This is a genomic window from Staphylococcus arlettae (genome assembly GCF_025560845.1).
GTDB lineage: Bacteria > Bacillota > Bacilli > Staphylococcales > Staphylococcaceae > Staphylococcus > Staphylococcus arlettae.
The window spans coordinates 1,972,640-1,987,088 of the sequence record NZ_CP094803.1; the positions used below are offsets into that span (position 1 = coordinate 1,972,640).

The 14,449-nt window shown below is 33.1% G+C and carries 12 protein-coding genes; 4 read left to right on the forward strand and 8 right to left on the reverse strand.

Annotated features, from left to right (window positions below):
* Positions 1-4: 4 nt before the first annotated feature.
* Both MUA37_RS09615 and MUA37_RS09620 read right to left on the reverse strand, forming a co-directional pair.
* The gene (locus MUA37_RS09615; RefSeq protein WP_002509338.1) at positions 5-580 is read right to left on the reverse strand and encodes a TVP38/TMEM64 family protein; all 576 of its coding nucleotides are present in this window, start codon (positions 578-580) and stop codon (positions 5-7) included.
* Positions 581-926: 346 nt separating this feature from the next.
* On the reverse strand, positions 927-2,258 hold the full coding sequence (locus MUA37_RS09620; RefSeq protein ID WP_002509339.1) for a glucose-6-phosphate isomerase: 1,332 nt from the start codon (positions 2,256-2,258) through the stop codon (positions 927-929).
* Between the two features lie 336 nt (positions 2,259-2,594).
* Between MUA37_RS09620 and MUA37_RS09625 the strand changes: the two genes are divergently transcribed.
* The 3 genes from MUA37_RS09625 (at position 2,595) to MUA37_RS09635 (ending at position 6,645) form a co-directional block, all read left to right on the forward strand.
* Positions 2,595-3,797 (forward strand): argininosuccinate synthase, encoded by a 1,203-nt coding sequence (locus MUA37_RS09625; RefSeq protein ID WP_002509340.1) that lies wholly within the window; start codon positions 2,595-2,597, stop codon positions 3,795-3,797.
* Positions 3,790-5,166, forward strand: a complete 1,377-nt coding sequence (argH, locus tag MUA37_RS09630; protein ID WP_262624556.1) for an argininosuccinate lyase — start codon at positions 3,790-3,792, stop codon at positions 5,164-5,166. Before MUA37_RS09625 ends, argH begins: the two co-directional genes overlap by 8 nt.
* A 513-nt stretch (positions 5,167-5,679) precedes the next feature.
* A complete protein-coding gene (locus MUA37_RS09635) occupies positions 5,680-6,645 on the forward strand; it encodes a glycerophosphodiester phosphodiesterase (RefSeq protein ID WP_262624557.1) in 966 nt (321 codons plus the stop codon).
* Positions 6,646-6,879: 234 nt separating this feature from the next.
* On the opposite strand, the gene MUA37_RS09640 is transcribed toward MUA37_RS09635, so the two are convergent.
* From MUA37_RS09640 to MUA37_RS09665, 6 genes are all read right to left on the reverse strand, one after another.
* On the reverse strand, positions 6,880-8,232 hold the full coding sequence (locus MUA37_RS09640; RefSeq protein ID WP_021459431.1) for an IS1182 family transposase: 1,353 nt from the start codon (positions 8,230-8,232) through the stop codon (positions 6,880-6,882).
* 232 nt (positions 8,233-8,464) lie between these two features.
* Positions 8,465-9,709, reverse strand: a complete 1,245-nt coding sequence (locus tag MUA37_RS09645) for a Glu/Leu/Phe/Val family dehydrogenase (RefSeq protein WP_002509343.1) — start codon at positions 9,707-9,709, stop codon at positions 8,465-8,467.
* 111 nt (positions 9,710-9,820) lie between these two features.
* Complete coding sequence (locus MUA37_RS09650; protein ID WP_193325293.1) at positions 9,821-11,011, reverse strand: ornithine--oxo-acid transaminase; 1,191 nt, start codon at positions 11,009-11,011, stop codon at positions 9,821-9,823.
* Between the two features lie 404 nt (positions 11,012-11,415).
* The gene (locus MUA37_RS09655; RefSeq protein ID WP_002509345.1) at positions 11,416-12,549 is read right to left on the reverse strand and encodes an NADH-dependent flavin oxidoreductase; all 1,134 of its coding nucleotides are present in this window, start codon (positions 12,547-12,549) and stop codon (positions 11,416-11,418) included.
* Between the two features lie 190 nt (positions 12,550-12,739).
* A complete protein-coding gene (gene ygs, locus MUA37_RS09660; protein WP_002509346.1) occupies positions 12,740-13,120 on the reverse strand; it encodes a S1 domain-containing post-transcriptional regulator Ygs in 381 nt (126 codons plus the stop codon).
* A gap of 279 nt (positions 13,121-13,399) precedes the next feature.
* Complete coding sequence (locus MUA37_RS09665) at positions 13,400-13,996, reverse strand: peptidylprolyl isomerase (protein WP_002509347.1); 597 nt, start codon at positions 13,994-13,996, stop codon at positions 13,400-13,402.
* Positions 13,997-14,059: 63 nt separating this feature from the next.
* Between MUA37_RS09665 and kapB the strand changes: the two genes are divergently transcribed.
* A complete protein-coding gene (gene kapB / locus MUA37_RS09670) occupies positions 14,060-14,443 on the forward strand; it encodes a sporulation phosphorelay system protein KapB (protein WP_261353896.1) in 384 nt (127 codons plus the stop codon).
* Positions 14,444-14,449 lie beyond the last annotated feature (6 nt).

A 14,449-nucleotide genomic window follows, 5' to 3' on the forward strand; every position in this document is an offset into this window, starting at 1 on the left:
GTGGTCACTCCTTAGAATTATGCATAAAATGTTGTTCTAACTTTCGACCAAGTAACCAAACAATAATAATTACACAAATAACGATAATCATCTTAGTTGGATTTGTAAACAATGTAGTTATATCATTGCCAAGCCAACCTATCATACCAATCATAATAAATTTAGATGTTAATAACACCCAAAAGTAATGTAGTGGCTTAATGTGTGAAACGCTTGCTACTATATTAACAACTGCACTAGGCGTGAAAGGGAAACAGAGTAAAATAAAAATAGGTATAACACCTCGCCGATCAACAAAAGAAATTAAACGTTGCGTCGTTTTGCGTGCTTTCACCCGTTGTATATATTTTAAATGCGCAAGTTGGCGAAGTGACCAAAACACTATAAAACTTCCACAAACTGTTCCTAGCCATGCAAGTATGGTACCAATGATTAATCCATAAGCATTAACATTTACTATTACAAAGACAATTATAGGTAAAATAGGTAAAAAGGCCTCGATAAATGGTAATAAAAAACCTACGATATAACCTAAATCACCAAATAGCGCAAACCATTGTTGTACCTGTTCAACTGTCATTGCATCAATCCCCATTCTTACTAATATGCTTAATTATAAATCTTCTTAACAACAATTAAAACAATAATGAAATCTTCTCTTCATAATTCATGCTTAAGTAGTAGAACGTTATCCTAATATAGTCTTATAATGAAAAGGGAGTGGGACAGAAATCTGATTTTGAAAAAATGATTTCGTCGTCCCACCCCGGCAAGGATGACTAGTATTGAAAAAAGCTTGCTTTGAAGCGCATTTTCAATACAGTCAGCTACTGCCAAAATGAAAAGAGGCTGAGACGAATTCATTTTGTCCCAACCTCTGCATCAAAAATAACATCACATTATTTAATCGTGAATTGTTATTTCACTTATAGTCTGTTTTCTAATTCTTGTTTTTTGTCTTCGAAACCAGGTTTGCCTAATAGCGCAAACATATTTTGTTTATAAGCTTCAACACCTGGTTGGTTAAATGGATTAACACCTAATTGATAACCACTCATCGCACAAGCTAACTCGAAGAAGTATACAACGTAACCAAATGTTTCCTCATCTAGCTTAGGAATATTTACAACGACATTAGGAACGCCACCATCTGTATGTGCTAATAACGTACCTTCAAATGCTTTCGTATTTACCTCATCAATTGTTTTACCAGCTAAATAGTTCAAACCATCTAAGTCATCACTATCTTCTTCAATAGTAATATTATGTTTTGGATTGTTAACTTTCACAACTGTTTCAAATAAGAAACGACGACCTTCTTGTACGTACTGACCTAATGAATGCAAGTCTGTTGTATAGTTTGCACTTGATGGATAAATGCCTTTATAATCTTTACCTTCTGATTCACCGAAAAGTTGTTTCCACCATTCATTGAAATACTGCATAGAAGGCTCAAAGTTAATTAACATTTCTGTTGTGTAACCTTTTGAGTATAAAATATTACGGATTGTTGCATATTGATACGCAATATTTTCATCTAAATTATCAGAAGACAATTCTTCACGTGCTTTTGCTGCACCTTGCATCATCGCTTCGATATCAATACCTGCAACTGCTATTGGTAATAAACCTACTGCAGTTAATACTGAGTATCTGCCACCAACATCATCTGGTACTACAAATGTTTCATAGCCTTCATTAGTAGCTAATTGTTTAAGCGCACCCTTTTCTTTATCAGTTGTAGCAAAAATACGTTGTTTTGCTTCTTCTTTACCATATTTATCTTCTACTAACTGTTTAAATAATCTAAATGCAACTGCTGGTTCAGTAGTTGTTCCAGATTTTGATATCACATTGACTGAGAAATCTTTACCATCTAAATATTGGATTAACTCTTGAGTGTATGTTGAAGATAAATGATTACCTACAAATACAATTTCAGGATATTCATCACTATTTCTAAATGCTGGTGTTAGCATTTCAATAGCTGCACGTGCACCTAAATATGAACCACCAATACCAATAACTACAAATACGTCTGAATGTGCTTTAACACGTTTAGCTGCTTCTAAAATACGAGAAAACTCTTCTTTGTCATAATCAACAGGAAGATCGATCCAACCTAAGAAATCACTACCAGCACCAGTACCCTCATGGATTGTTTTATGAATTGATTTTACGATATCTTTTTGTTGCTCAAGTTCATGCTTGCCAAAAAATTCTAAAGTTTTACCATAATCTAACTGAATATGAGTCATGTAAATTGCCTCCTGTAATTTTTAATTCACTATTATTTTACTAAGTTTAGTATGACTATTCAAACAACTAGCCTATCATTGTTACTTATACTAATAATGAACAAAATTATTTTATATCATTAATTGTTGCGCTATATGCAGTTTATTATACATAAATTTTAACGTATATATACATAATACTAACAAAAATGGTAATAATCACAACAAAATTGCAAATAGAGCGACTTTCACAACTTTTTGCATATTTATGTAAAAAAATGGTTTTATTTTCACTAGTTATCTGTTATTCTTAGTTATATTAAATTACAGATTAAAAATTACAAATGAGGTGGCAATATGAAACAAAAAATAGTTTTAGCATATTCCGGAGGATTAGATACAAGTGTGGCAGTAAAATGGTTAATAGATAAAGGTTACGATGTTGTAGCTTGTTGTTTAGATGTTGGTGAAGGAAAAGATTTAGACATCGTCTATCAAAAAGCTTTAGATATGGGTGCAGTTGAATGTCATATCATAGATGCTACTGAAGAATTTAGTGATGAGTATGTAGCATATGCAATCAAAGGTAACTTAATGTATGAAGGTACATATCCTTTAGTATCTGCATTATCAAGACCTTTAATTTCTAAAAAATTAGTAGAAATTGCAGATAAAACGAATTCAGTTGGTATCGCTCACGGCTGTACAGGTAAAGGTAATGACCAAGTACGTTTTGAAGTAGCAATCAAAGCTCTAAATCCTGAATTAAAAGTCTTTGCTCCGGTAAGAGAATGGGCTTGGAGCCGTGAAGAAGAAATCGATTATGCTCTTAAACATAATATTCCAGTACCTATCCAACAAGACTCTCCCTATTCAATTGACCAAAATTTATGGGGTAGAAGTAACGAATGTGGTATTTTAGAAGATCCATATGCGGCACCACCAACAGATGCATTTGATTTAACAAATGAATTAGAAGATACACCAAATCAATCAGAAGAAATTATTTTATCTTTTGAACAAGGATTACCGACTGCTTTAAATGGTGAAAACTTGTCATTAAGTAAATTAATTTTAAAATTAAACAAAATTGCTGGTAAACATGGTATTGGCAGAATCGACCATGTTGAAAATAGATTAGTAGGTATTAAATCTAGAGAAGTATATGAAACACCAGGAGCAGAAGTAATTATCAAAGCCCATAAAGCGTTAGAAACAATCACTTTAACGAAAGATGTAGCACATTTTAAACCAGTTATTGAGAAACAATTTTCTGAGCAAGTGTATAATGCTTTATGGTTCTCTCCATTAACAGACAGCTTAAAAGTATTTGTCGATAGTACACAACAACATGTTACAGGTGAAGTAAGAATCAAACTTTATAAAGGTAATGCTATAGTCAATGGCAGAAAATCACCTTACACATTATACAACGAAAAATTAGCAACTTATACAAAAGAAGATGCTTTCAATCAAGATTCAGCAGTAGGTTTCATTGAAATCTTTGGTTTACCGACACAAGTCAACTCTATGCTACACGGAGGTTACCACAATGAGTGAGAAAGCCTGGGGTGGTAGATTCAGCGAACAACCAGAAGATTGGGTCGATGAATTCAATGCTTCCATTCATTTTGACAAAACACTTATTAAGCAAGATATACAAGGTAGCATTGCACATGCGACAATGTTGGCAAACCAAGAAATTATTACTGCTGATGAAAGCAAACAAATTATTGAAGGCTTAAATGACATTCTTCAAGATTATTTAAATAACCAAATTACTTTCGATGTATCATTAGAAGATATACATTTAAACATTGAACACGAATTAATTAAGCGTATTGGTGACACTGGAGGTAAACTTCATACAGGGCGTAGTCGTAATGATCAAGTAGCAACAGATATGCATTTATATACAAAAGCTGAAGTAGAACAGCTAATTGAACTGATTACTTCCTTTCAAACAAGTATTTTAACAGTGGCAGAAAATCATATTGATACTATCATGCCTGGTTACACTCATTTACAAAGAGCGCAGCCTATATCATTTGCACATCATATATTAACTTACTATTGGATGTTAAGCCGTGATAAATCTCGATTTGAAGATAGTTTAAAACGTATAGACATATCTCCTTTAGGTGCTGCTGCTTTAAGTGGTACGACCTATCCAATAGATAGACATGAAACTCAATCATTATTAGGGTTTAGTTCGCTATATGAAAATAGTATGGATGCTGTAAGTGATCGTGATTATATTGTCGAAACGTTGCATAATATATCATTAACGATGGTTCACTTGTCTCGTTTTGCGGAAGAAATTATTTTTTGGTCTTCTGCGGAAGCAAACTTCGTGACGTTATCCGATGCTTTTTCAACTGGTTCATCAATTATGCCTCAAAAGAAAAACCCTGATATGGCAGAGCTTATAAGAGGTAAAGTTGGTAGAACAACTGGTCATTTAATGAGTATGTTGATGACATTGAAAGGATTACCACTCGCTTATAACAAAGATATGCAAGAAGATAAAGAAGGTTTGTTTGATGCCCTTCATACATTAAAAGGTTCACTGCGTATTTTTGAAGGAATGGTCGATTCAATGACTGTTAACGTTGAACATTTACAACAAACTGTGAATAATGACTTTTCTAACGCCACTGAACTCGCAGATTATTTAGTAACTAAAGATGTACCATTTAGAACTGCACACGAAATCGTAGGAAAATTAGTATTATGGTGTATTCAAAATAATAAATATTTACTTGATGTCCCTTTGTCAAAATATCAAGAGGAACATCCATTAATAGAAGATGATATTTTTACATTCTTAACACCTGCAAACTGCGTGAGTCGCAGAATTAGTTACGGTTCTACAGGTCAAGAAGCAGTTAAACAGCAAATTAAACAAATTAAAGCACAACTGAAATAATTATATAAAAGCATAAAAATCATTTATTGAAATGGTTTTTATGCTTTTATTATTTTAGTTTAATATTTATAACTTAACAGCTAATGTAGGAGTGCTATTATGAATACAGCACAACGTCTTATCGCATGTAGTTTAGCAATTTTAAGTATTAGCTATTTCTCTAGTAAATAACGCTCGCACCTCTCAACACCCCTATCCTTAAAAGTCCTCACAAATTAAAAATGCTAAGTTAGGTGTTAATGACATATGTACAACTTATCTAGTTATTTATAATGCAGTTATCGGTAATGACCGATAATTATCATCTTTGTAATAACATTCTTTAAGCTGACATTACATTATTAACAATACTTCGTATCTATTTACTTATTGTAAACATTTTTATACTTTTTTAACCTTCTTTAATTTATTAATTGTTTTTATTTAACTTAAATTAAAAAGGTGTAAAATATATTTATTTTTTAATCTGTTTTTTGTATGGTTAATATACAGTTTATTATGAGGAGTGAAGGTATGAAATATACAAAACGATTATTTGTCAGTGGTTTTTCAATTTTAGCTCTATCAAGTTTTACAACCCCAGATATCCAAGCAAATAGTAACAATGCGAATCAGCAAGCTACACAACAAGTTAACCAATCATCACAAGCAACTCAAAACAAAGCATATCGTGCTATACATAATCCAACAGGTGAAAAATACACAACAATTGCACATCGTGGTGCGAGTGGCTATGCCCCTGAACATACTTTTGCAGCTTATGACAAAAGTCATAATGAAATGGGTGCATCATATATAGAATTAGATTTACAAATGACAAAAGACGATCATTTAGTAGTTATGCATGATGAAACATTGGATCGTACTACTAACGGAACTGGTAGGGTCGATGAACATACTTTAAAAGAAATTAAAGAACTTGATGCTGGAAGTAAATTTAATGCCAATAATCCACAATATGCCGACCCTTCATATGAAGGCCAAAAAGTTCCAACACTAGACGAAGTGTTAGAACGATATGGCAGTAATGCTAATTATTATATTGAAACTAAATCACCAGATGTTTATCCGGGTATGGAAGAAAAATTATTAGCTTCATTAGATAAGCATCATTTACTGACACAAAATTCTTTATCAAACGGCCATGTATTAATTCAATCATTTTCACAAGCAAGTTTACAAAAAGTCCAAGCGCAAAATGCTAATATCCCTTTAATCCGCTTACTTGATAAAGGTGAATTACCTAACTTAACTCAAGCAAATTTAAATGCAATTAGAAGTTACGCCATAGGTGTAGGACCTGAATATACAGATTTAACTAAAGACAATGTGAAAAACTTAAAAAAAGCAGGACTACTCGTCCATCCATTTACAGTCAATACTAAAGCAGATATGGAAAGATTAAATAAATACGGTGTTAATGGCGTATTCACAAATTATCCTGATGTCTACGAACAAGTTATTGCTAATGATAAATAACGATACTTGCACTATAATAATATAAATTTATAACAATACTTGTGCCTTCATAAATAGCGAAGTCATCATTTTTTGAACAAGCGAAATAGTATACTATCAACTTACGATAGCAAAAAGAGGGTAGAACATATTTTGTTCTACCCTCTCAGAACGTGGACAAACCCTTCGCAAGTTAATGCGAAGGGTTTATTTATTTTCTTTTTTTATAGTTTTTTTCAAAATTGCAGTGGTCTTTCAGACCATTACTGGGCCTTTTATTAGCCACATTGCGATTTTTTTAAGATTCATGGCAGCACAAATTAGCGTGGTATCCATGGAAACTTTGTCATGTCCTCTATATCTCGTCCATCTCATACCATGCTGTTCTTTTGCATCGCCAAATTTTCTCTCTATTGTTTGACTTCGCATTTTATATTGTTTTTTAATTGTATCCACAAACCTTAAATCTTCAACTATATCTAAATCATCTTGCCAAACATGTCTTCTAATTTGTTTTATGGCATCTTTACTTTCAGTACATTTATTTAGTAGTGGACAGTCTCGACATATTGAAGCATCTGATACATATAATCTGTGTCCTGTTGGCATTGTTCTTTTATATAGTAAAGTTTCATCATTAGGACAAATATAAGTATCATAATGTTCATCGTAGATGAAATCTTTTGTTCTGAAAAAACCAGGTTTTCCTTTAGGTCTCGTATATGGCATTGCTGGTACAATTGCTTTTTCAAGCAAAAAGTGTGCATTAAAAGGTGTTTTATAACCTGAATCAATTGCTAATGTGATAGGCAACATCTGCTTGGTTTCCAATCTTTCAATCATTGGTTTGAGTTGTGTACTGTCGTGAATATTACCAGGTGTCACGTGCTTATCAATAATATAACCATTTTTATCTACACATGCGTGTAAACTATAAGCAAATTGCTTTTCTCGTTCACCTTTAACGTAGTACCCAGCTTCTGGATCAGTCGTACTTACTTTTTTGGTTTTATATTCCTCCTTGCTTTTATTTTTTATTGGCTTTTTTCCTTGTGCTCGCCTTTGTTCATTTATTTCATTATCCAATTCTTCTTGGAAGTGAAGTGTATCTTTTTTTACAATTTTTTTGATGTATTTATTCTTATTTGCATTTGCTTTAATATGTGTAGAATCAATGAATAAAGATGAGTGATCTATTAAGTTATTTTTGATAGCTATTTCTAGTATTTTCTCAAATATTTGTTCAAATAAATCTGTATCATGAAAACGACGTGTATAGTTCTTACTAAAAGTTCCGTAATGAGGTACTTTATCTAAAAAGCTATATCCTAAATACCAACGGTAAGCTACATTTGTTTCTATTTCTTTAATTGTTTGTCTCATTGATTTAATGCCAAACAACCTTTGTATGAGTAATATTTTTACTAAAATAACAGGATCTATAGATGGTCTACCATTATCAAGGCAATATTTGTCTTCGACAAGTTCATACACAAAATTTAAATCTAATATCGCATCGACTTTACGTAATAAATGATTATTAGGGACTAATTCAGAGATAGAAATCATTTCATATTGATCTCTTTTATCAATTGATTTATTCAACATAATAAACACCACCACTGTTTAATTTACATATATTATAATGTTTTTGTGTAATATTGGCAGTAATTTATGCCGACTCCTGCGGGAATATCACTAGCCGAAGACTACAGGCTAAGGCAGTGCCCGCGGAAAGCGTGCATAAAAAAACTGCCAACAAAGTCGGAGACTTTGTCGACAGTCTGAGAGGGTAGAACATATTTTGTTCTACCCTCTTAATTATTTATAAGTATAAGGCTTAAGCCCATCCACGATAACGTGCCGCTTCTGCTGTACGCTTAAGTCCGACAATGTACGCTGCTAAGCGCATATCAATTTTACGATTTTGTGATAACTCATAAATCGTATCAAATGCTGTAATTAATTTTTCACGTAATTTTTCATTAACTTCGTCTTCTGGCCAATAATAACCTTGGTTATTTTGTACCCATTCAAAGTATGAAACTGTTACGCCACCCGCACTCGCTAGTACGTCAGGTACAAGTAAAATACCGCGTTCAGTTAAAATCTTAGTACCTTCTGGTGTTGTAGGTCCGTTAGCTGCTTCAACAACTACATCAGCTTTAATATCATTTGCATTATCGCCTGTAATTTGATTAGCAATTGCTGCAGGAACTAAGATATCACAATCAATTTCAAATAACTCTTTATTAGAAATTGTATCTTCGAATAAATTTGTCACAGTACCAAAACTGTCTCTTCTATCTAATAAATAATCAATATCTAAACCTTCTGGATCATGTAATGCACCATAAGCATCGGAAATACCTACAATTTTAGCACCTAAGTCATATAAGAATTTAGCTAAGAAACTACCAGCATTACCAAATCCTTGTATAACAACTCGTGCACCTTTAACATCCATGCCTCTTCTTTTGGCTGCTTGTTCAATTGCAATAACAACACCTAAAGCTGTAGAACGATCGCGTCCTTGTGAACCACCAAGTACAATTGGTTTACCTGTAATAAAACCTGGTGAATTAAATTTATCAAGTGAGCTATACTCGTCCATCATCCAAGCCATAATTTGTGAGTTTGTAAACACATCTGGCGCTGGTATATCTTTTGTTGGACCAACGAATTGTGAAATTGCGCGTACATAACCACGTGATAATCTCTCTACTTCATGGATACTCATTTGACGTGGGTCACATATGATTCCACCTTTACCTCCACCATAAGGTAAATCAACAATGCCACATTTTAGTGTCATCCACATAGATAACGCTTTAACTTCTTCTTCATCCACATCAGGGTGGAATCTTACGCCACCTTTTGTTGGACCAACTGCGTCATTATGTTGTGCACGATAACCAGTAAATGTTTTAACAGTCCCATCATCCATTCGTACTGGAATTCGTACTTGTAGGAATCTAAGTGGTTCTTTGACTAAATCATACATACCATCATCAAATCCCAATTTGTTTAAAGCCTCTTTAATAATACCTTGCGTAGAAGTCACCAAATTATTATTCTCAGTCATGATTCATTTCGCCTCTTTTTCGTAACTAATGATTTCGCTTTCATTGCTAATTGTAACATAACTTTTGCCTTTTTAAAGGGATTAAAAAAAGTTATATATCAAATTTTTTTATTATTCAAAAACGTTTTTCACTTTGTCTAATGCTAGGTCTAATTCTTCTTTTGTGATGACTAATGGTGGTGCAAATCTAATTACAGTATCATGTGTTTCTTTACATAAAATGCCTTGCTCTTTTAATGCTTCACAATAAGGTCTGGCATTTTCATGTAATTCAATGCCAATAAATAAACCACGACCTCTAACTTCTTTAATCGCTGGGTGTTCAATCTTTTGTAATTCCGCTTTAAAGTATTCCCCTAGCTCTAATGAGCGACCTGGTAAATCTTCATCGACAATTACATCTAATGCTGCTAATGAAGCTGCACAAGCTAATGGGTTACCACCAAATGTTGAACCGTGTGAACCTGGTGTAAATACGCCTAAAACTTCTTCATCTGCTAGCACAACTGAAATTGGGAAAACGCCTCCGCCTAAAGCTTTTCCTAAAATATAAACGTCTGGCTTAACATTATCCCAGTCTGTTGCAAACATTTTACCTGAGCGTCCTAAACCTGCTTGAATTTCATCAGCTATAAATAATACATTATGTTCGTCACATAACTCTCTAATTTCTTTTAAGTATCCTTCTGGCGGTACATTTATTCCCGCTTCACCTTGGATAGGTTCAATTAAGATTGCTGCAGTATTATCATTGATTGCTGCTTTTACAGCTTCGATATCTCCAAAATCAATTTTACGGAAACCATCTAATAATGGGCCATATCCACGTTGATATTCTGCTTCTGATGATAAAGATACAGGTGCCATTGTACGGCCATGGAAATTACCATTAAAAGCAATGATTTCTGCTTGATCAGGCTCTATTTTTTTCACATCATATGCCCAACGTCTTGCAGCTTTTAATGCCGTTTCTACTGCTTCAGCTCCTGTATTCATTGGTAATGCTTTATCTTTACCTGCTAATTTACAAATTTTTTCATACCATGCTCCTAAGTTATCACTATGAAAAGCACGTGATACAAGCGTAACTTTATCTGCTTGATCTTTTAATGCTTGGATGACTTTAGGATGACGGTGACCTTGGTTAACTGCTGAATATGCAGCTAACATATCCATATATTTGTTACCTTCTGGGTCTGTTACCCATACCCCTTCAGCCTCAGAGATTACAATTGGTAGAGGAACATAATTGTGCGCTCCGTAATGATTTGTAAGCTCAATGATTTCTTCTGATTTTGTCATGATATCTCCCCTTTAAAAAATTTATGGCAATATTGCCTCGATAATTCATAACATTAGCATAACGTATTTACCGTGTTACTGAAACTATTTTCCTAAAAAATCCCTAAAATACTCTTTTTAGGATAAAACAGTGCACTACAAAATATGTATTGATCCGGTTATGACGCTAGTTAATCGTCTTTAAAAGGCAAAACAATCTAACTAAGTTTTATCTATCTTTGCTTTTCAAGATATATTTTTATGTTTTATATATGATTATTTACTATTTTAAAATGGGATATTGTCGACAAATAAAAAAGAACATTAACAATGCATGAATTTTATCGAATGACCTTCATATTGAAAGTCGCTTCCGATAATATAATCATACATCATTAATGTTCTATATAGTTATTGTAGTAATGCTATTTACCATCTTTTCTTGGTAATGGGTAAAAGCCTTGGTTGAATTGTTCCCATAATTTTGGTGGTAAATGGTGTTTATCTTCTCTATTTGGATCAAAGTATGAAATGATTTCATCTTCTTTACCTTCTTCAATTTTACTAACAAATTGATAATCCAATAATATTCCTCTACCTAATGCCAATAGTTCGATTTGTTTAGTGTTAATTGCTTCTAATGCTTGTTCAGCAGTAAATATAGAACCTATACCAATTAATGGCATACGGCCATCAATCCATCGATGTAATAATTCTATACGTGTTTCTTCCGCATATTTGCCTTCTCTAGTTTTAGAGTGCACATCCATTAAAGATACATGTAAATAGTCTAATGGTTTTTCAACTAAAGTTTTAACTAATGATTCAGTGATTTCCATACTAATTCCTGGAGATTCTGCTTCTTCTGGAGAAAATCTATAACCAATAATAAATGAGTCATCGGCATATTGTTTTTTAACATTAACCACTTCATCAACGACTTCGCGAGCAAATTTGAATTTATCCGTGCCCCATTCATCTGTACGACGGTTATAATATGGAGAGACAAATTGATGAATTAAATAATGGTTCGCACCGTGAATTTCAACACCATCGAAGCCTGCTTCTATTACTCTACGTGTAGCTTCGCCGAATGCTTTTATCGTTTCTAAAATTTCGTCATGTGTAATTTCACGTGCATGGTGTTCTTCTGTCTCACCAAAACTTTTCATACTAATTGGACTTGGTGCAGCCACGTCTCCATTTGGTGTCCAGTTTGGTAATGATTGCGCTCCACCATGATGAATTTGTACTACGGCTTTAGCGCCATTCTTTTTCATCACGTTAGCTAATTTTTTTAAACCTTCTATATCAGTATCGTGTGCTACTGACGGTTGACCTGGAAATGCTTTACCTAAATCTGTAACATTACTCGCTGCAGATATTGACAAACCAACATCTTGTGAACGTTGTTCCATATAGTTTATTTCGTCTTCGGATACCGTCCCATCATCATGCGATGTTACGTGTGTTAATGGAGCTAACACAAATTTATTTTTTAATTGTACTTTATTAGGTAACTCTACTGTTTCAAATAAAGTTGCAAATTTTTCATTCATTACTTACTTCCTCCTAATTAATGATTTCAACACTATAACATTGTTATTATGCTTGCACTATTTTAATGCTTGTTCATTTTACCGTAAAAAATTCACTTCACATAATAATATGCTTGCGCATACATGTTTATATATAAAATAAAATCAAAAAACTAACATTTCATGCAGAAATGTTAGTAGTACAAGAGTATTACTCTTGCTTCATAGTGTCTTTGGACTGTTTAATCCAACCTGGCATACGTTCTTTAATTGTTTGAAACCCGTATTTTTCGGTTTCTTTAATTTCATCCAATACTGATTGCTTTTCTTTCTTACGTTCATAATTTTTAAAATAATCATTATCTTTTAATGACAAATTAAGCTTACCTTCTTTATCGATGGAAATAACTTTTGCCCGGACAACTTGTCCTTCGGATAAAAACTTTTTTAAATTATGGACGTAATCATCCATAATTTCAGAAATATGAATCAGACCTTCAGTATTATCTGGGGTTTCAACAAATGCGCCATAAGGCTGAATACCAGTCACACGTACTTTAAGATGTTGACCTACTTTGTAGTGATTATTCAACGTGAGAACCCCTTATTTCGTTTTACTTAACAATAATATAATAGCATAAATTACTAAACTAGACTAATATTACGATAGAAAAATTACTATAAATTGTTGATATAATAGTCATCAAAACAATTAAACCCTTATAATAAAAAGAGCCATGTTCAGATTTTGTTCTGAACATGGTTCTTTCACATTGTATTTTCTATTAATGCACAATACTATCATGTAATAAACTTCCGCATCTCACATAATAGAATGTAACAAGCTCATCCATTTATTTCGATCTTACTTTTATTTATCCTCTACATCAATTGAATCAATAGTGATGTCATGTAAAGGCTTATCTTGTGGACCTACTTTCGTACTTGCAATATCTTCTAGCACGCTTTGACCTTCAATAAGTTGGCCGAATACTGTATGTTTTTGGTCTAACCATGGTGTACCACCTTGTGTACGGTAAGCTTCAACTATTGGTTGTGGCCATCCACCATCTGCAAGTTGGTTAATCATTGATTCCGGTACTTCTTTCATTTGTACAATGAAAAATTGTGAGCCGTTTGTATTAGGTCCTGAATTGGCCATTGATAATGCACCATAAATATTAAATGCTTCTAATGAAAATTCGTCTGCAAATGGTGCGCCGTAAATACTTTCGCCACCCATACCTGTTGCAGTTGGGTCGCCACCTTGTACCATAAAATCATTAATTACACGGTGGAAAGAAATACCATTGTAATAACCATTTTTAGCATGTGTTACAAAATTTTCTACTGTTTTAGGTGCAACATCTGGTAATAACTTAAATGTCATATCTCCTTTATTTGTATGCATTACAAGTTTTATTTCATTATCTTTTACTTCTGTATCTAATTGAGGATAGTTCGTCATTTTCATTCTCCATTTCATGTTAAGATGATAATAGTATTTTAACATAAAAGAAAGGATGTATTAATCATGTTATATAGATTTGCTCATAAAACTGGTGTCTATGGTGTTTCTATTGTAGAAGAAAATGCCCAAGGTATTTTAGTCAAAGTAGAACAAGTCATCAAACACCCTAAGCAAGGAGATTTACATAATCCTACTGCCGTAGAAGATGTGTTTTTCCATGAACGTAAAGCTTTGAGTCAATATGAAAAACGCTATACTACCAAGTCACAACTGCGACCATTCGATGTCACAGAACTTCCCTATACTGAATCTTTACAACAAGCACTTAGTACTTTGGAAAAGAAGTTACAAAAAGAAGATACTGAACATGCACAAAAATCACTTACTAATTTACAACAGTTAAAAGAAGATTATTCTGTGCAGTATAAAAAAAATTTCACCTAAAAAATG

Coding starts and splice junctions, on each gene's coding strand:
- MUA37_RS09615 (WP_002509338.1), bottom strand. CDS start 580: ATGACAGTTGAACAGGTACAACAATGGTTTGCGCTATTTGGTGATTTA.
- MUA37_RS09620 (WP_002509339.1), bottom strand. CDS start 2,258: ATGACTCATATTCAGTTAGATTATGGTAAAACTTTAGAATTTTTTGGC.
- MUA37_RS09625 (WP_002509340.1), top strand. CDS start 2,595: ATGAAACAAAAAATAGTTTTAGCATATTCCGGAGGATTAGATACAAGT.
- argH (WP_262624556.1), top strand. CDS start 3,790: ATGAGTGAGAAAGCCTGGGGTGGTAGATTCAGCGAACAACCAGAAGAT.
- MUA37_RS09635 (WP_262624557.1), top strand. CDS start 5,680: ATGAAATATACAAAACGATTATTTGTCAGTGGTTTTTCAATTTTAGCT.
- MUA37_RS09640 (WP_021459431.1), bottom strand. CDS start 8,232: ATGTTGAATAAATCAATTGATAAAAGAGATCAATATGAAATGATTTCT.
- MUA37_RS09645 (WP_002509343.1), bottom strand. CDS start 9,709: ATGACTGAGAATAATAATTTGGTGACTTCTACGCAAGGTATTATTAAA.
- MUA37_RS09650 (WP_193325293.1), bottom strand. CDS start 11,011: ATGACAAAATCAGAAGAAATCATTGAGCTTACAAATCATTACGGAGCG.
- MUA37_RS09655 (WP_002509345.1), bottom strand. CDS start 12,549: ATGAATGAAAAATTTGCAACTTTATTTGAAACAGTAGAGTTACCTAAT.
- MUA37_RS09665 (WP_002509347.1), bottom strand. CDS start 13,996: ATGACGAACTATCCTCAATTAGATACAGAAGTAAAAGATAATGAAATA.